The sequence below is a fragment of the Pseudomonas sp. GW821-FHT07F05 genome (assembly GCF_059418765.1).
This window is the reverse complement of the sequence record NZ_JBWKQL010000003.1, coordinates 608,116-624,285: the sequence shown is the minus strand read 5'-3', so window position 1 is coordinate 624,285 and position 16,170 is coordinate 608,116. Positions and strand designations below refer to the sequence as shown.

The 16,170-nt window shown below is 58.6% G+C and carries 14 protein-coding genes and 3 tRNA genes; 4 read left to right on the top strand and 13 right to left on the bottom strand.

Features of this window, described 5'->3' with window-relative positions:
- Nucleotides 1-37 precede the first annotated feature (37 nt).
- The 6 genes from clpX to AC07RO_RS10570 form a co-directional block, all read right to left on the bottom strand.
- Nucleotides 38-1,321 carry an ATP-dependent Clp protease ATP-binding subunit ClpX gene (gene clpX, locus AC07RO_RS10595; RefSeq protein ID WP_037013640.1) on the bottom strand — a complete coding sequence of 428 codons (1,284 nt, stop codon included), beginning with the start codon at nt 1,319-1,321 and terminating at the stop codon, nt 38-40.
- 115 nt (nt 1,322-1,436) lie between these two features.
- Nucleotides 1,437-2,078 carry an ATP-dependent Clp endopeptidase proteolytic subunit ClpP gene (gene clpP / locus AC07RO_RS10590; protein ID WP_122537614.1) on the bottom strand — a complete coding sequence of 214 codons (642 nt, stop codon included), beginning with the start codon at nt 2,076-2,078 and terminating at the stop codon, nt 1,437-1,439.
- Nucleotides 2,079-2,169: 91 nt separating this feature from the next.
- On the bottom strand, nt 2,170-3,480 hold the full coding sequence (tig, locus tag AC07RO_RS10585; RefSeq protein ID WP_495085965.1) for a trigger factor: 1,311 nt from the start codon (nt 3,478-3,480) through the stop codon (nt 2,170-2,172).
- A gap of 373 nt (nt 3,481-3,853) precedes the next feature.
- Nucleotides 3,854-3,938 (bottom strand) — tRNA-Leu (locus tag AC07RO_RS10580).
- A gap of 56 nt (nt 3,939-3,994) precedes the next feature.
- Nucleotides 3,995-4,070: transfer RNA gene (locus AC07RO_RS10575), tRNA-His, on the bottom strand.
- 59 nt (nt 4,071-4,129) lie between these two features.
- Nucleotides 4,130-4,206, bottom strand: a tRNA-Arg gene (locus AC07RO_RS10570).
- A 310-nt stretch (nt 4,207-4,516) separates the two neighbouring features.
- Here AC07RO_RS10570 and folD point away from each other — a divergent pair.
- Nucleotides 4,517-5,371 carry a bifunctional methylenetetrahydrofolate dehydrogenase/methenyltetrahydrofolate cyclohydrolase FolD gene (gene folD, locus AC07RO_RS10565; RefSeq protein WP_133776580.1) on the top strand — a complete coding sequence of 285 codons (855 nt, stop codon included), beginning with the start codon at nt 4,517-4,519 and terminating at the stop codon, nt 5,369-5,371.
- A gap of 90 nt (nt 5,372-5,461) precedes the next feature.
- On the opposite strand, the gene AC07RO_RS10560 is transcribed toward folD, so the two are convergent.
- From AC07RO_RS10560 to AC07RO_RS10535, 6 genes are read right to left on the bottom strand one after another with little or no spacing between them, the layout of a single operon-like run.
- Nucleotides 5,462-7,267 (bottom strand): ABC transporter substrate-binding protein, encoded by a 1,806-nt coding sequence (locus AC07RO_RS10560; protein ID WP_192174105.1) that lies wholly within the window; start codon nt 7,265-7,267, stop codon nt 5,462-5,464.
- A gap of 59 nt (nt 7,268-7,326) precedes the next feature.
- Entirely contained in the window at nt 7,327-7,599 is a 273-nt protein-coding gene (locus tag AC07RO_RS10555) for a DUF2160 domain-containing protein (RefSeq protein ID WP_065986436.1), read from the bottom strand.
- A gap of 11 nt (nt 7,600-7,610) precedes the next feature.
- Nucleotides 7,611-8,411, bottom strand: coding sequence for a carbohydrate ABC transporter permease (locus AC07RO_RS10550; RefSeq protein WP_122537834.1), 801 nt, complete (start codon nt 8,409-8,411; stop codon nt 7,611-7,613).
- Between the two features lie 27 nt (nt 8,412-8,438).
- On the bottom strand, nt 8,439-9,305 hold the full coding sequence (locus AC07RO_RS10545; protein ID WP_122537610.1) for a carbohydrate ABC transporter permease: 867 nt from the start codon (nt 9,303-9,305) through the stop codon (nt 8,439-8,441).
- On the bottom strand, nt 9,298-10,428 hold the full coding sequence (locus tag AC07RO_RS10540; RefSeq protein ID WP_495085964.1) for an ABC transporter ATP-binding protein: 1,131 nt from the start codon (nt 10,426-10,428) through the stop codon (nt 9,298-9,300). The genes AC07RO_RS10545 and AC07RO_RS10540 overlap by 8 nt, the downstream gene beginning before the upstream one ends.
- Nucleotides 10,428-11,522, bottom strand: a complete 1,095-nt coding sequence (locus tag AC07RO_RS10535) for an ABC transporter ATP-binding protein (RefSeq protein WP_423572627.1) — start codon at nt 11,520-11,522, stop codon at nt 10,428-10,430. Before AC07RO_RS10535 ends, AC07RO_RS10540 begins: the two co-directional genes overlap by 1 nt.
- Nucleotides 11,523-11,877: 355 nt before the next feature.
- Here AC07RO_RS10535 and AC07RO_RS10530 point away from each other — a divergent pair, with 355 nt between their 5' ends.
- The 3 genes from AC07RO_RS10530 (at nt 11,878) to AC07RO_RS10520 (ending at nt 14,527) form a co-directional block, all read left to right on the top strand.
- Nucleotides 11,878-13,743, top strand: a complete 1,866-nt coding sequence (locus AC07RO_RS10530) for a sigma-54-dependent Fis family transcriptional regulator (protein WP_495085963.1) — start codon at nt 11,878-11,880, stop codon at nt 13,741-13,743.
- A gap of 170 nt (nt 13,744-13,913) precedes the next feature.
- Nucleotides 13,914-14,153: a type II toxin-antitoxin system Phd/YefM family antitoxin gene (locus AC07RO_RS10525; protein ID WP_065986546.1), complete on the top strand. Its 240-nt coding sequence runs from the start codon at nt 13,914-13,916 to the stop codon at nt 14,151-14,153.
- The gene (locus AC07RO_RS10520; protein ID WP_074892086.1) at nt 14,150-14,527 is read left to right on the top strand and encodes a type II toxin-antitoxin system VapC family toxin; all 378 of its coding nucleotides are present in this window, start codon (nt 14,150-14,152) and stop codon (nt 14,525-14,527) included. Before AC07RO_RS10525 ends, AC07RO_RS10520 begins: the two co-directional genes overlap by 4 nt.
- 253 nt (nt 14,528-14,780) lie before the next feature.
- Here the strand turns inward: AC07RO_RS10520 and cysS are convergent, their stop codons facing one another.
- Nucleotides 14,781-16,163, bottom strand: coding sequence for a cysteine--tRNA ligase (cysS, locus tag AC07RO_RS10515; protein ID WP_192174109.1), 1,383 nt, complete (start codon nt 16,161-16,163; stop codon nt 14,781-14,783).
- Nucleotides 16,164-16,170 lie beyond the last annotated feature (7 nt).

Below are 16,170 nucleotides of genomic sequence, written 5' to 3'. Positions count from 1 at the left end.
CTTTTCGTTTCCAGTCGCCCTGTGCGTTGCCAGCAGGCTACGCGTCGGGTGCCGCCTTGGCAGGTGGCTCGCTGTTTTCATAAATCAACAGCGGCTTGGAGGTGCCCTCGATCACGCTCTCGTCGATCACCACCTTGCTCACGTCGGACTGCGACGGGATCTCGTACATGGTGTCGAGCAGAACGCCCTCGAGGATGGAGCGCAGACCGCGAGCACCGGTCTTGCGCTCAAGCGCACGACGGGCAACCGATTTCAGCGCATCCGGGCGGAACTCAAGGTCCACGCCTTCCATCTCGAACAGCTTGCCGTATTGCTTGGTCAGCGCGTTCTTCGGCTCGGTCAGAATCTGCATCAGAGCAGCTTCGTCCAGCTCGTCCAGCGTCGCCAGAACAGGCAGACGACCCACGAACTCCGGGATCAGACCGAACTTGACCAGATCGTCAGGCTCGACTTCACGCAGGGATTCGCCGACCTTCTTGCCCTCTTCCTTGCTGCGTACTTCGGCGTTAAAGCCGATGCCGCCTTTGGTGGAGCGATTCTGGATGACCTTTTCCAGGCCAGAGAACGCACCGCCGCAGATGAAGAGGATATTGCGCGTGTCAACCTGCAGGAATTCCTGCTGTGGGTGCTTGCGACCACCTTGAGGCGGAACGGAAGCCACGGTGCCTTCAATCAGCTTCAGCAAGGCTTGCTGCACGCCTTCGCCCGACACATCACGGGTGATGGAAGGATTGTCGGACTTGCGCGAAATCTTGTCGATTTCGTCGATGTAGACGATGCCCATCTGGGCCTTCTCGACATCGTAATCGCACTTCTGCAACAGCTTTTGAATGATGTTCTCGACGTCCTCACCCACATAACCGGCTTCGGTCAGGGTGGTGGCATCGGCAATGGTGAACGGAACGTTGAGCAAACGAGCGAGCGTCTCCGCCAGCAAAGTCTTGCCGGAGCCCGTCGGGCCGATCAGCAGGATGTTGCTCTTGCCCAGTTCAACGTCGTCGTTTTTCTTGTCGCGCTGGTTCAGCCGCTTGTAGTGGTTGTACACCGCTACTGCGAGAACCTTTTTGGCACGTTCCTGACCAATGACGTACTGGTCAAGGATGCCGCTGATTTCTTTAGGCGATGGCAGTTTATGCGCGCTGCTCTCGGCCTGTGCTTCCTGCACCTCCTCGCGGATGATGTCGTTGCACAGGTCGACGCACTCGTCACAAACAAATACCGAGGGGCCGGCAATCAACTTGCGCACTTCATGCTGGCTTTTGCCGCAGAAGGAGCAATAAAGCAGTTTGCCGTTGTCCTCGCCGTTGCGGGTGTCAGTCATTCGATCGATCCAATCCGGTAGGCTTACAACACAAGATGAGGGCAATTGCTCGATTTTTCAAGTCCACAGGCGGCACGGATGTATCAACCGCCCGGGATTATTGCCCTTCACGCAATCATTTGGTCATTTGACGCCGGTCGATCACCGAGTCCACCAAACCGTATTCAGCAGCGCGTTCGGCGCTCATGAAGTTGTCGCGGTTGGTGTCGCGCTCGATCGCTTCCAGCGTCTGGCCGGTGTGGTGCGCCAGCAGTTCGTTCAGACGTTGACGGATGAACAGGATTTCCTTCGCGTGGATATCAATGTCCGACGCCTGGCCCTGAAAACCGCCCAACGGCTGGTGAATCATGACGCGGGAGTTCGGCAGTGCGAAACGCTTGCCCTTGGCACCACCGGCCAAAAGGAAAGCGCCCATGCTGCACGCCTGACCCATGACGGTCGTGGAAACGTCCGGCTTGATGAACTGCATGGTGTCGTAGATCGCCATGCCCGCAGTCACCGAACCGCCTGGGGAGTTGATGTAAAGATGGATGTCCTTGTCCGGGTTTTCCGCTTCAAGGAACAGCAGCTGCGCCGAGATGAGGTTGGCCATGTAATCTTCAACCGGACCGACCAGGAAAATGACGCGTTCCTTGAGCAGGCGGGAGTAGATGTCATAGGCGCGCTCGCCACGGGCGGACTGCTCGATAACCATCGGGACCAGGCCGCCAGCGGCCTGGATGTCAGAGTTCTGCTGAATATAAGAATTGCGGGACATGTCTCGCATTCACTCCCAAATAGTCATGTCTTGAATACGCATAAGCCAGCGCGAAGGCTGGCTTATGGTGTTTTCGAACGAGAGAAGGAAATCAGTCGGCTTGTGGAGCTTCAACCGGCTTGACTGCCTCTTCGTACGAGACCGCTTTGTCGGTCACGCTCGCTTTCTGCAAAACAGTATCCACAACTTGTTCTTCCAGCACAACCGAACGAACTTCGTTCATTTGCTGTTCGTTCTTGTAGTACCAGGCCACAACCTGCTCTGGCTCCTGGTAAGCGGAAGCCATTTCCTGGATCAGCTCGCGAACGCGGGTGTCGTCAGGCTTGAGGTCGAATTGCTTGACGACTTCAGCCACGATCAGACCCAGTTCGACGCGGCGCTTGGCCTGCTCCTCGAACAGCTCTGCCGGCAGCTGGTCAGGCTTGATGTTGCCGCCGAACTGCTGAACAGCCTGAACGCGCAGACGGTTCACTTCGTTTTCCAGCAGCGCTTTAGGCACTTCGATCGGGTTGGCGGCCAGCAGACCGTCCATTACCTGATTCTTGACCTTGGACTTGATGGCCTGACGCAGCTCGCGCTCCATGTTCTTGCGAACTTCGGTGCGGAAGCCTTCGAGGTTGGTTTCCTTGATGCCGAACTGCTTGAAGAACGTTTCGTTCAGCTCAGGCAGGGTCGGTGCCGACACGGTGTTGACCGTGACGGTGAACTCGGAGGTTTTGCCGGCCAGTTCAAGATTCTGATAATCCTCAGGGAAGGTCAGGTTCAGAACGCTCTCTTCACCGGCTTTGGCGCCGACCAGACCGTCTTCGAAGCCCGGGATCATGCGACCCGAACCCAGCACCAGCTGAGTACCGGTGGCCGAACCGCCAGCGAATGCTTCACCGTCGATCTTGCCGACGAAGTCGATGTTCAACTGGTCTTCGTTTTGTGCCGCACGATCAACGACTTCGAAGCTGACATTCTGCTTGCGCAGGATTTCCAGCATGTTGTCCAGATCGGAATCAGCGACGTCAGCCGACAGACGCTCGACGGAAATAGAGTCGAAACCGGCAACGGTGAATTCAGGGAACACTTCGAAAGTAGCGATGTACTCGAGGTCCTTGCCCTTTTCGAAGGTCTTTGGCTCGACGGAAGGTGCGCCAGCCGGGTTCAGCTTTTGCTCGACGACGGCTTCGTAGAAGGTCGCCTGGATCAGGTCGCCCAGTGCTTCCTGACGAGCACCGTCTTCGTAACGCTGGCGGATCACGCTCATAGGCACTTTGCCTGGGCGGAAGCCCGGGATCTTGGCTTTACGTGCGGTCTGCTGCAGACGCTTGTTGACTTCAGTCTCGATGCGCTCAGCGGGCACGCCAATGGTCATGCGGCGCTCGAGAGCGGAAGTGTTTTCAACAGAAACTTGCATGGATATTCCTCGTTGCACAGACGTTAGCCGGCCGTTTCCGACCCCAGAATCAAGGGCAAGCATTCTAGTGGGTCAAACTCAAGAAGTCACCCTACTGAACAAGGGTAAATAAAGTGGCATGCAGCCCGGGAATCACAGACGACTGTTTCAGCCTGCGGGAGGTGTCTGGAACGCACCTGATACGCCCCTATATAAAGGAAGCAAAAGGACGACCGAAACATGATCCAGTCCCTGGAAGCACACCGGACAAGCCCTGTGTCATGGGCCCATCAAGCTCGCACTGCGTTAAAACGCAGTACGCTGAAACAAAAAAAGCCGCACAAGGCGGCTTTCTTTCATCCCTCAACACCCCAGGTGTTGCGAGAGCTTTAACTGGTGCGGACGGAGAGACTCGAACTCTCACACCTTTCGGCGCTGGAACCTAAATCCAGTGTGTCTACCAATTCCACCACATCCGCGTTTGAAGCGCTTAAAGCAAAGGCGCCAGATTATGAATCTGGCGCCTTTTCGAATATGGGGTGGACGAAGGGGATCGAACCCTCGACAACGGGAGTCACAATCCCGTGCTCTACCAACTGAGCTACGCCCACCATATTGCGTTGTAACCGACGCATTCAAACTGAATGCTACTTGTGCCAAAGCTGCCTAATGGCGCACCCGGCAGGACTCGAACCTGCGACCATCCGCTTAGAAGGCGGATGCTCTATCCAGCTGAGCTACGGGCACTTATTTCATTTGCCTTCGTTAGACTGCAAATTAAGAGCTTTCAATCACGCTGAGCCGATCTTAACTCTACCTGACTTATTCAACCTTTCGACTTGATCCGCCGCTTCCGGCTTATCCTGTGTGGGGTTGTGCCCGACAAGTGCGACGAATCTTATAGACGGTCCAAAAGGTCGTCAACACTTTTTTCTAAAAAATTCAGTTAATTAAAGGGCTTAGCTTATTAAGCGGACCAACCGTCTTTGCCCTTGCGTCAGGTCATGCGAGAATGCGCGCTCTTTTTCCCTCCCCTTCCGATGGTTAATCACGCGTAATGACTGCAAAACTAATAGACGGCAAAGCGATCGCAGCCAACCTGCGCCAGCAGATCGCCCAACGAGTCGCCCAGCGTCGCGAGCAAGGCCTGCGCACGCCCGGCCTCGCGGTGATCCTGGTCGGCAGCGACCCCGCCTCTCAGGTTTACGTCTCGCACAAACGCAAAGACTGCGAAGAGGTCGGCTTCATCTCCCAGGCCTATGACCTGCCCAGTGAAACCACCCAGACCGAACTGACCGATCTGATCGATCGTCTCAACGACGACCCGGCCATCGACGGCATCCTGCTGCAACTGCCGCTGCCCGAGCATCTGGAATCCTCCAGCCTGCTGGAGCGCATCCGCCCGGATAAAGACGTCGATGGCTTCCATCCCTACAACGTAGGCCGGCTGGCCCAGCGCATTCCGCTGCTGCGCCCGTGCACGCCCAAGGGCATCATGACCCTGCTTGAAAGCACCGGTGTCGATCTGTATGGCAAGGACGCTGTCGTGGTGGGCGCGTCCAACATCGTCGGTCGTCCGATGGCGATGGAGCTGCTGCTGGCGGGCTGCACCGTGACCGTGACCCATCGTTTCACCCAGGATCTGGCCGGACACGTGGGTCGTGCCGATCTGGTGGTCGTGGCAGCGGGCAAGCCGGGCCTGGTCAAGGGCGAGTGGATCAAGGAAGGCGCGATCGTCATCGACGTGGGCATCAACCGTCAGGATGACGGCAAGCTGGTGGGCGATGTGGTGTACGAAACCGCCCTGCCCCGCGCCGGCTGGATCACGCCGGTACCAGGCGGCGTTGGCCCGATGACCCGCGCCTGCCTGCTGGAAAACACGCTGTATGCGGCTGAGACGCTTCACGGCTGATTTCCCAAGCCCCGAGTGCCAAAGCGCGCACATGAAAAACGGCACCCGAGGGTGCCGTTTTTTTATGCGCAGAACGTAGAAGCGTGCAAGTTACTTCTTCGCGGCTTCCCAGCTCTTCAAGAGGTCCGAGTAAGCGATGGTTTCGCCCTTCGGTTTCTCGTTGGCCAGTTTGCGTTGGGGTGCGAGGAATGCACCGTTGCTCTTCTCGGCCTTGGTGTACCACTCTTCGGCCGAGGTTTCCGGGTTCATCTTCGGCGCGCAACCGCTTGGTTCCTGAACCTTGGAGCGCTCGATGCGGGTCATGATTGCATCCTGATCCTTGGCCAGACCGTCGAGGGCCGCCTGCGCGGTTTTCTCGCCGGTAACGGCTTCAGCCACATGACTCCACCACAGCTGCGCCAGCTTCGGATAATCCGGAACGTTGGTGCCGGTTGGCGACCATTGCACGCGGGCCGGGCTGCGATAGAACTCGACCAGACCACCGAGTTTCGGTGCCAGGGCGGTCATCTCTTTGGAGTTGATGTCCGATTCGCGAATCGGCGTCAGGCCCACGATGGTTTTCTTCAGCGAGACGGACTTCGACGTCACGAACTGCGCGTAGAGCCAGGCGGCCAGGCGTTTCTTCTCTTCGGTGGACTTGAGGAAGGTCCAGGAGCCCACGTCCTGATAACCCAGCTTCATGCCCTCTTTCCAGTAAGGACCTTTTGGCGATGGCGCCATCCGCCATTTCGGCGTGCCATCGGCGTTCATGACCGGCAGACCCGGCTTGGTCATATCAGCGGTGAAAGCGGTGTACCAGAAGATCTGCTGAGCGACGTTACCCTGGGACGGCACCGGGCCGGACTCGGAGAACGTCATGCCCGCCGCTTCAGGCGGCGCGTAGGCCTTGAGCCAGTCGATGTACTTCTGAGTGGCGTACACAGCGGCCGGGCCGTTGGTGTCGCCGCCACGGGTGATGCTCGAACCGACCGGGTGGCAGTCTTCTACGCGAATGCCCCACTCGTCGACCGGCAGACCATTCGGCAAACCTTTGTCGCCGCTGCCGGCCATGGAGAACCAGGCATCGGTGAAGCGCCAGCCCAGGGACGGGTCTTTCTTGCCGTAGTCCATATGGCCGTAGACTTTCTTGCCGTCGAGCTCTTTGACGTCTTCGCTGAAGAACTTGGCGATGTCTTCATACGCGGACCAGTTCACCGGAACGCCCAGCTCGTAGCCGTATTTGGCCTTGAATTTCTCTTTCAGGTCAGGACGCTCGAACCAGTCGGCGCGGAACCAGTACAGGTTGGCGAACTGTTGATCAGGCAGTTGATACAGCTTGGCCGGCGTGATGACTTTGCCGGACGCGTCTTTGACTTCAGGCGACGTGGTGAACGAGGTACCGATGAAGTCCTTCAGGTCGAGCGTCGGAGAAGTGACTTTCGCCCCTTCCGGGCTGGCCATCAGGTCTGTCAGAGACATCGCCTTGCCGTAGCGGAAGTGCGTACCGATCAGGTCGGAGTCGTTGACCCAGCCGTCATAGATACTCTGGTTAGACTGCATGGCGGTCTGCAGCTTCTCGATCACGTCGCCTTCCTGCAGCAGGTCGTGGGTGACCTTGATGCCGGTGATTTCGGTGAACGCCTTGGCCAGGGTTTTGGATTCATATTCATGGGTGGTCAAGGTTTCGGAAACCACCTTGATGTCCATGCCGCGGAACGGCTCGGCGGCCTTGATGAACCACTCCAGTTCCTTGAGCTTCTCGGCATCGGAGAGCGTGCTCGGCTTGAACTCGCTGTCGGCCCACTTCTTGGCCGCATCCTCGTACTGATCAGCCCAGGCCGACACGCTCAAGCCACTGAGCATTACCATCGTCGCTACCGTCACACTATGTCGCAGCTTGTTTTTCTTATTGAACATAGACACCTCTTGTGTTGATTCTTATGTGATCCCGCGTTTCAACCTTCGCTTAAACCTTCTCAACCCCAACGCATCACCACCAACAGCCAGACCAGGGACAACCCGGAGGCCACCCAGATATCCCAGCTCGTCGCGCCGATGACCAGCAGATGCAGGTAGGCACTTCCGAGCAGGCCGATGAACAGACGATCTCCGCGTGTGGTGGCAATCGGCAGAAAACCACGACGCTCAATGCTCGCCGAACGCAGTTCCCAGGCCGTCATCGCAACCAGAATCGCAGCGATGGACGCAAAGAAAATAGCAGTTGGCAGGGTCCAGGACATCCACTCCATTTTTCGACTCCTCAGACACGACCAAGAGCGAAGCCCTTGACCACGTGATTACGAACGAACCAGATAACCAGCATGCCCGGCAGAATGGTCAACACTCCCGCCGCTGCCAGCACCCCCCAATCGATCCCCGACGCCGAAACGGTGCGGGTCATGACCGCTGCGATCGGCTTGGCGTTGACCGAGGTCAGCGTCCGCGCCAGCAGCAACTCGACCCAGGAGAACATGAAGCAGAAGAACGCCGTCACACCGATACCCGAGCCAATCAGCGGGATGAAAATCTTGCCGAAGAACTTGGGAAAGCTATAGCCGTCGATGTAGGCCGTTTCGTCAATTTCCTTGGGAACCCCGGACATGAAGCCTTCCAGAATCCACACCGCCAGCGGCACGTTGAACAGGCAGTGCGCCAACGCTACCGCAATGTGCGTGTCGAACAGGCCGATGGACGAATACAGCTGGAAGAATGGCAGCAGGAAAACCGCAGGTGGCGCCATCCGGTTGGTCAGGAGCCAGAAGAACAGGTGTTTGTCGCCGAGGAAACGATAGCGTGAAAACGCGTAGGCCGCAGGCAATGCGACGCTCAGCGATATCACCATATTCAGGCAGACGTAGTACAGCGAGTTGATGTAGCCGCTGTACCAGCTTTCGTCGGTGAAGATCACCTTGTAGTTCGCCAGCGTGAAGTCCTGTGGGAACAGGGTCAGGCCGCCGAGGATTTCGGTGTTGGTCTTGAACGACATGTTGATCAGCCAGTAGATCGGCACCAGCAGAAACAGCAGGTAGATCCACAGCGGTATGAGCTTTTTGAACGACACTTTCTCGCGCTTGTTCATGGGCGCTCCTCAGTTCTTTTCGCTGTGGGTCATGGCGGTGTAGAACACCCACGACACCAACAGAATGATCAGGAAATACACCAGCGAGAACGCCGCCGCAGGGCCCAGGTCGAACTGGCCGAGAGCCATGGTCGTCAGGGTCTGGCTGAGGAAGGTCGTTGAGTTGCCCGGACCGCCACCGGTGAGTACGAATGGCTCGGTGTAGATCATGAAGCTGTCCATGAAGCGCAGCATCACCGCGATAAGCAGCACGCTTTTCATCTTTGGCAGCTGGATGTGTCGGAATACCGCCCAGTTGGACGCCCGGTCAATTCGCGCCGCCTGGTAATACACGTCCGGAATGGCGCGCAGACCCGAATAGCACAGCAACGCCACCAGCGAGGTCCAGTGCCAGACGTCGATGACCAGCACGGTCACCCAGGCGTCCGACGCATTGGCCGCGTAGTTGTAGCTGATGCCCAGCACATCGTTGAGGATCCAGCCCAGCAGACCGATGTCGCCACGGCCGAAGATCTGCCAGATGGTGCCGACCACGTTGAAGGGGATCAGCAGCGGAATGGTCATGACGATCAGGCACACCGATGACCAGCGCCCCTTGGTCGGCATGGTCAGGGCGATGCCGATGCCTAGCGGGATTTCGATCAGCAGCACGCAGGCGGAGTAGATGAACTGGCGCAGCAGCGAGTCATGCAGGCGCGGGTCCTGCAGCACTTGCCGGAACCAGTCGGCGCCGACGAAATAACGGCTGGACTGGTCGAAGATGTCCTGCACCGAATAGTTGACCACGGTCATCATCGGAATGATGGCGCTGAACGCCACCAGCAGGAACACCGGCAGCACCAGCCACCAGGCCTTGTTGTTTTGCACTTTAGTCATGGGACACCTCGCTGGCCGGCAGTGTGTTCGCCGCGGCCTCCAGCAGAAATTCATCGGCGTAGAGCATCAGCCATTGCGCGGGGAAACTGATCCAGGCCTGGCCCTGGGGCACCGGCTTGTCTTCCTGCACGCGCACTTTCAACAGCTGGCCGGCCAGTTTCAGGGTGAGGATCTTGTAGGTCCCCAGGTCCTCGACGTAGGTCACCTCGGCTTGCATGGCGTCATCGACCGGGCCGTCCCAGACGTGCACGAACTCGGGACGAATCCCGACTTTCAACGTGCTCCACTGAGTGGCGGCCAGGCGCTGCTGCAAGGCTTCGGACAACGGCAGATGAATCCCGCCAAAGCCCACGCCGCCGGCTTCAGGCTTGACCTCGATGAGGTTCATGCCGGGGCTGCCGATGAAGTAGCCGACAAAGGTGTGGTGCGGCTTTTCAAACAGTTCGCGCGGGGTGCCGAACTGGACGATCTGGCCGCCGTACATCACCGCAATCTTGTCGGCGAAGGTCGAAGCCTCCAGCTGATCGTGGGTGACGTAGACCATGGTGATGTTGAACTGCTCGTGAATCTGCTTGAGCTTGCGGCGCAGCTTCCACTTCAGGTGCGGGTCGATCACGGTCAGCGGTTCGTCGAACAGAATCGCCGACACGTCATCGCGAACCAGCCCGCGGCCCATGGAGACTTTCTGTTTTTCGTCAGCAGTGAGGCCTTTGGCTTTCTTCTTCAGCAAGGGCTGCAGATCCAGCACGTCGGCGATTTCCTGCACCTTGATCTTCACTTTCGCTTCCGGCATGCCCTGATTGCGTAGCGGGAAGGCGAGGTTGTCGTACACCGTCATGGTGTCGTAGACCACCGGGAACTGGAAAACCTGAGCGATGTTGCGCTCTTCCGGCGACATGTCGTTGACCAAGGTGGTGTCGAACAGAACCTTGCCTTCGGACGGGCTGAGCAGGCCGGAGATGATATTGAGCAGGGTCGACTTGCCGCAGCCGGACGGGCCGAGCAAGGCATAGGCGCCGCCCTGCTCCCAGATGTGGGTCATTTCGCGGATGGCATAGTCTTCAGGGCCAGTCGGATTGGCGCTGTAGCTGTGCGCGAGTTGTTGCAAGCGGATCTCGGCCATCAGGCAACCCTCGCCATGCGCAGGCCCGGCGCCTGAATCAGGCCGCCCTGCTGATCGAATACGAACAGTTTGTGAGTCGGGATATACACGCGAATCGGCGTGTCCACGTCGTACTCGTGGACGCCCGGCAGATGCAGCACCAGCGAGAAATGCTCGTTGCGCACGTGCAGGAAGGTTTCCGAACCGCTGATCTCGGCAAGCTCGACGGTCACCGCCAGCTCGAGGTCGTCGTCGTTGGACGGCACCAGACTCAGGTGGCTCGGGCGCACGCCAAAGCGGTACTCGCCGTCGCCGATGGTGCGCAGGTCGACGTTCAGCGGGAAGTGCACGAAGTTGGCGAAGCTGACTTCGTTGCCTTCGATGCGGCCGGGCATCAGGTTGATCGGCGGCTCGGAGAACAGCTCGGCGGCCAGCACGGTTTTCGGCTGGTGATAGACCTCGGGCGTCCGGCCGCTCTGGATGACGCGACCTTCGTGCAGAATCGTGGTGGTCCCGCCCAGCGCCAGCGCTTCGTTCGGCTCGGTGGTGGCGTAGATAGCGATGGTATTGCGCGTTTCGAACAGCTGGCGCATTTCCTGACGCAGCTCTTCACGCAGCTTGTAGTCGAGGTTGACCAGCGGCTCATCGAACAGAATCAGTTCGGCGTCCTTGACCAGCGCCCGCGCCATGGCCGTGCGCTGCTGCTGGCCGCCGGACAATTCGAGGGGGTGACGGCTGAGGAATTTTTCGATGCGTAGCATCTTCGCGGTTTCGCGAACCCGGCGGTCGATTTCGTCCTTCGACATCTTGGCCTGGCGCAGCGGCGAGGCGATGTTGTCGTAGACGGTCATGCTCGGATAGTTGATGAACTGCTGATAAACCATGGAGACGTTGCGATGCCGCACCGCGACCTGGGTGACATCTTTGCCATTCATCAGTACCCGGCCGCTGTCTGGCTTGTCCAGACCGGCCATCAAGCGCATCAGGCTGGTTTTGCCTGATAAGGTGCGCCCCAGCAATACGTTGAATGAGCCGGGTTCAAAGCTCAGCGAAGCATCGTCGATCCAGATCTGACCGTCGACGGAGCGGCTGACGTGCTCAAGCGTGAGAGACATGGCGTGCCCTTTTTATTTGTTTTGTTCGGGGTGTTGCGTGTGTGCCGTATGGCAGGTCGTGACATCCGTTGACCGATTGTGCTGACCGCTTGTTGGATAGCGACAATCGTGCCAACCCGCTTGCTCAGGCGCTTTCTGGCTGGAATACGCGGACTAGAGCGGTTGCGACAATTTGCCGCACAGATCGGCATTCGTTGATGAACATAAATGAACAGGAAAGGCTGAACACCTGAACAAAATGAACATTGACTTTGAACAATCCTGAACAACAATGGGTGGACGTTTTCGAGCAGGGATGCTCTGCCTAGCGGCATCTCGACAACAATAAATAAAAGCACTCGGACGGAGCCATTTCATGGCCACAGCAGGCGCATCCCCCAGCCACGACAGCATCATTCAGGACTCGTGGGCCCGTTGCCGCGAGTTCGGCCTCGACCACCAGTCACGCCCGTCCTTCGGTCGCCTGCCCGATCAGCAGGTTTCGCAACTGCTCGAGCGCCATCATTCACTGGTGCAGACCACTCACCAGCAGGTGCTGCCCTTCTACGAAAACATCCTGAGCAATTCCAATTGCCTGATCCTGCTCGCCGATCAGCAGGGCCAGGTGCTCAATTCCTGGGGCAACAAGCGCTTCGTCGAGCCGGATCAACAGCCGGGTTTCGTCGCCGGCGCCAGCTGGCTGGAGCAAGGCGCCGGCACCAACGCCATCGGCACGGCCCTGGCCTGTGAACAGGCTGTTCACATTGAACACGATGAACACTTTCTCAAGGCCAACCGTTTCATGACCGGGTCGGCAGCGCCGATTTTCGATGCGTCACGGCGAATGATCGCGGTGCTCGATGTGTCCAGCGACAGCTTCCTGCCGCCCTCCCACACCCTGGGGATGGTCAAGATGATGGGCCAGACCATCGAAAACCGGCTGATCCTCGACCAGTTCCAGCACAGCCATTTCCAGCTCGTGTTCAACACCGGCCTGAACAACCTCGACAGCCAGTGGGCCGGGCTGCTGGTGTTCGACGAAAGCGGCCGGGTGCTCTGCGCCAACCGCCGTGCCGACAATCTGCTGGGCGTCAGCCTGCTCAATGCCAACATCGAAAATCTGTTCAAGGCGCCGATCACCGACCTGCTGGATCAAATGGAAGGCCAGCCCTTTCCGCTTCAGGCCTCGGGCCATAACCGTTTTCATTGCATGCTGAAACGGCCGAAGGCGCCGGTGCTCAAGCTCAGAACGGTGCCGGTGCCAACTCCGGTGCAAGTATCGGTTGCGTCTCGGTCGGCCACTGTTGGCACCATTGAGCCAGGGCTGGGTGATGAGCGGGTTGAGAAAGCCGCGCGCCAGGGTCAGCGACTGCTGGAGAAGAACGTCCCGCTGTTGATCCTCGGTGAGACGGGTGTGGGCAAGGAAGTGTTCGTCAAAGCCCTGCACCGCGCCAGCTCCCGCGCCGATCAGCCCATGATTGCCGTGAACTGCGCAGCGATCCCGTCGGAGCTGGTCGAAGCCGAACTGTTTGGCTACGAAAAAGGCGCGTTCACCGGGGCTCACCATAAAGGCAGCATCGGGCTGATCCGCAAGGCGGACAAAGGCACGCTGTTTCTCGACGAGATCGGCGACATGCCGCTGCCGGTTCAAGCGCGCTTGCTGCGGGTGTTGCAGGAGCGGTGCGTGCAGCCGGTGGGCAGCAGTGAGTTGTATCCGGTAGACATCCGGGTGATTTCCGCGACCCATTGTTCACTGCGCGAGCATGTGCAGAACGGGCGGTTTCGACAGGATTTGTACTACCGCATCAGTGGCCTGAACCTGGGGCTGCCGCCGTTGCGCGATCGCAGCGATAAACCCGCGCTGGTGCGTGCCATCTGGGAACAGCACCGCGAACCGCAGCAGACAGCGGGCTTCGAGCCTCAGGTGATGGAGCTGTTTGAACGGCACCCGTGGCCGGGAAACCTGCGGCAGTTGAGCAACGTGATTCAGGTGGCGTTGGCGCTCGCCGACGATCAGCCGATCTCCACCGAGCATCTGCCGGAAGACTTTTTTGCGGACTTGGCGATGGGGTGTGAACGTGTCGAGCCCGAGACAGTGCTCAACCGCAAGGCTGCGCTGGATACGCCTGAGGAACTGAGCGAGTTGTTGCAGGCGGCAGGCGGAAATATCTCGCAGCTGGCGAAGCGGCTGGGGGTGAGCCGGAATACGCTGTACAAGCGACTGCGGGAACAGGGGTTTTGATCGGGGTTTGTCGCTAGCGCGCAGAGCCAGCAAAACCGGGATGCGGAGTGTCAGACGAGGCATTCCCACGCGGGGCGTCTCCACAATCAGCACAGAATTGTAACGGTGGCTTGGGCAAGAAGAATTATATGGCTATATTTGGCCAATATTTCCGAATGCGAGCATACGTCATGATTATCGTCCCCCTCGGTGAGGCCAAGGACAACCTGTCAAAACTGGTAGATGACGCTGCGGCGGGCCAGACCATCACGATCGCTAAACATGGTCGAGCAATGGCGCGTCTCGTCCCGATCGGACGGCCCACCGGTAAACGCATCGGTGCTATGAAAGGTATTCTTCAACTACCGGACGACTTCGATGCACCGCTTTCTGACTCTGTGCTGGATGATTTCGAAGGCAGTCGCCCATGAGGATACTGCTGGATACTCATATTCTTCTGTGGGCTCTGACTGACGACCCGAAGCTTTCTCCCAAAGCAAAAAAACTGATCGAAACCGCCACTGAGGTTTACATCAGCGCCGCCACGTTCTGGGAGATGTCGATAAAGATTGGCTTGGGGAAACTAACGGCCGATCTCGAGGAGATTCGCGAGTACTGCCGAGACAGCGGCTTTATCGAGCTCCCTGTCAGCGTTGAACATGCAATCGCAGTCAAAGATCTGGAACACCATCATCGCGACCCATTCGATAGGCTAATCGTTGCTGCCGCCATTACTGAACCGATGAAGCTAATTACGTCAGACGCGATGGTTGCCAGGTACACGTCACTTGCTGTTCTGGCCTAAAGCACTTAGGCGCCAAAAGCAGCAGGTCAGTCGACATCAACAATTTGCCAAACGAACTTCGTGAGACTGATTGTTCCACCCAGAACGGGAACAATCACCGCAGATGTAACGGGTGACAGATGAAATGTGGGAGCGAGCTTGCTCGCGAAGAGGCGGTTACAGTCGCTACATCTTCATTGGCTGAAAAGCCGCCTTCGCGAGCAAGGTGGAGCGCCACTCCGGTCGCTCCCACATCAAGCGTTTGCGCGGCTGATCAATCCGCCAAGCGCCATGTCGTGCTGCCCTTGCTGTCTTCCAGCACCACGCCCATGGCGGTGAGTTGATCGCGGATGCGGTCGCCTTCAGCCCAGTTCTTGTCAGCGCGCGCCTGCAGGCGTGCGGCGATCAAGGCTTCGACTTCGGCGGCATCCACCCGCCCTTCAGCGCCGGCGCGCAGGAAGTCATCGGCTTCCAGTTGCAACACGCCCAACACACTGGCCAGCTCCTTCAAGCGAGCCGCCAGACCTGCCGCTGCGTTGACATCGCTGTCGCGCAGACGGTTGATCTCGCGGACCATCTCGAACAGCACGGCGCAGGCTTCCGGGGTCCCGAAGTCGTCGTTCATGGCATTCGAAAAACGCTCGACGAACGCCTCGCCCCCCGCAGGCTCAGCGACCGGCAAGCCTTTGAGCGCGTGATAGAACCGCTCCAGCGCGCCTTTCGATTCCTTCAGGCTGTCTTCGGAATAGTTGATAGCGCTGCGGTAGTGGCTCGACACCAGCAGGTAACGCACTACTTCCGGGTGGTATTTATCCAGCACGTCGCGAATGGTGAAGAAGTTGTTCAAGGACTTGGACATCTTCTCGCCATTGATGCGGATCATGCCGCAGTGCAACCAGGCGTTGGCGTAGGTCTTGCCGGTTGCGGCTTCGCTCTGGGCAATCTCGTTTTCGTGGTGCGGGAATTCCAGATCGCTACCGCCACCATGAATGTCGAAGGTCTCACCCAGGCAGCAGGTGGACATCACCGAGCATTCGATGTGCCAGCCCGGACGCCCGGCGCCCCACGGCGATTCCCAGCTCGGTTCGCCCGGCTTGACGCCTTTCCACAGCACGAAATCCAGGGGGTCGTCCTTGGCTTCGTCGACTTCGATCCGCGCACCGATACGCAGGTCTTCGATTTTCTTGCGCGACAGCTTGCCGTAGCCGAGGAATTTGCCGACGCGGTAGTACACGTCGCCATTGCCCGGTGCGTAGGCATAGCCCTTGTCGATCAGGCGCTGGATCATGTCGTGCATGCCGCCGATGTAATCGGTGGCGCGCGGCTCCATGTCCGGCTTGAGGATGTTCAGGCGCGCTTCGTCCTCGTGCATCGCGTCGATCATGCGCGCGGTCAGGGCATCGAACGCTTCACCGTTTTCACGGGCGCGGTTGATGATCTTGTCGTCGATGTCGGTGATGTTGCGCACGTAGGTCAGGTCGTAGCCGCTGAAACGCAGCCAGCGGGTGACGACGTCGAACGCCACCATGCTGCGGCCGTGGCCCAGGTGGCAGTAGTCGTACACGGTCATCCCGCAGACGTACATGCGCACCTTGTTGCCATCCAGCGGTTTGAAGACTTCTTTGCTCTTGCTGAGCGTGTTGTAGATAGAAAGCACGTTGCCT

What these genes read in the sequence shown, in the direction of transcription:
- AC07RO_RS10520 (WP_074892086.1), top strand. Translation starts at nt 14,150, where the DNA reads ATGAGGATACTGCTGGATACTCATATTCTTCTGTGGGCTCTGACTGAC.
- AC07RO_RS10545 (WP_122537610.1), bottom strand. Translation starts at nt 9,305, where the DNA reads ATGACTAAAGTGCAAAACAACAAGGCCTGGTGGCTGGTGCTGCCGGTG.
- AC07RO_RS10535 (WP_423572627.1), bottom strand. Translation starts at nt 11,522, where the DNA reads ATGTCTCTCACGCTTGAGCACGTCAGCCGCTCCGTCGACGGTCAGATC.
- folD (WP_133776580.1), top strand. Translation starts at nt 4,517, where the DNA reads ATGACTGCAAAACTAATAGACGGCAAAGCGATCGCAGCCAACCTGCGC.
- tig (WP_495085965.1), bottom strand. Translation starts at nt 3,480, where the DNA reads ATGCAAGTTTCTGTTGAAAACACTTCCGCTCTCGAGCGCCGCATGACC.
- AC07RO_RS10530 (WP_495085963.1), top strand. Translation starts at nt 11,878, where the DNA reads ATGGCCACAGCAGGCGCATCCCCCAGCCACGACAGCATCATTCAGGAC.
- clpX (WP_037013640.1), bottom strand. Translation starts at nt 1,321, where the DNA reads ATGACTGACACCCGCAACGGCGAGGACAACGGCAAACTGCTTTATTGC.
- AC07RO_RS10525 (WP_065986546.1), top strand. Translation starts at nt 13,914, where the DNA reads ATGATTATCGTCCCCCTCGGTGAGGCCAAGGACAACCTGTCAAAACTG.
- AC07RO_RS10560 (WP_192174105.1), bottom strand. Translation starts at nt 7,267, where the DNA reads ATGTTCAATAAGAAAAACAAGCTGCGACATAGTGTGACGGTAGCGACG.
- AC07RO_RS10555 (WP_065986436.1), bottom strand. Translation starts at nt 7,599, where the DNA reads ATGGAGTGGATGTCCTGGACCCTGCCAACTGCTATTTTCTTTGCGTCC.
- AC07RO_RS10540 (WP_495085964.1), bottom strand. Translation starts at nt 10,428, where the DNA reads ATGGCCGAGATCCGCTTGCAACAACTCGCGCACAGCTACAGCGCCAAT.
- clpP (WP_122537614.1), bottom strand. Translation starts at nt 2,078, where the DNA reads ATGTCCCGCAATTCTTATATTCAGCAGAACTCTGACATCCAGGCCGCT.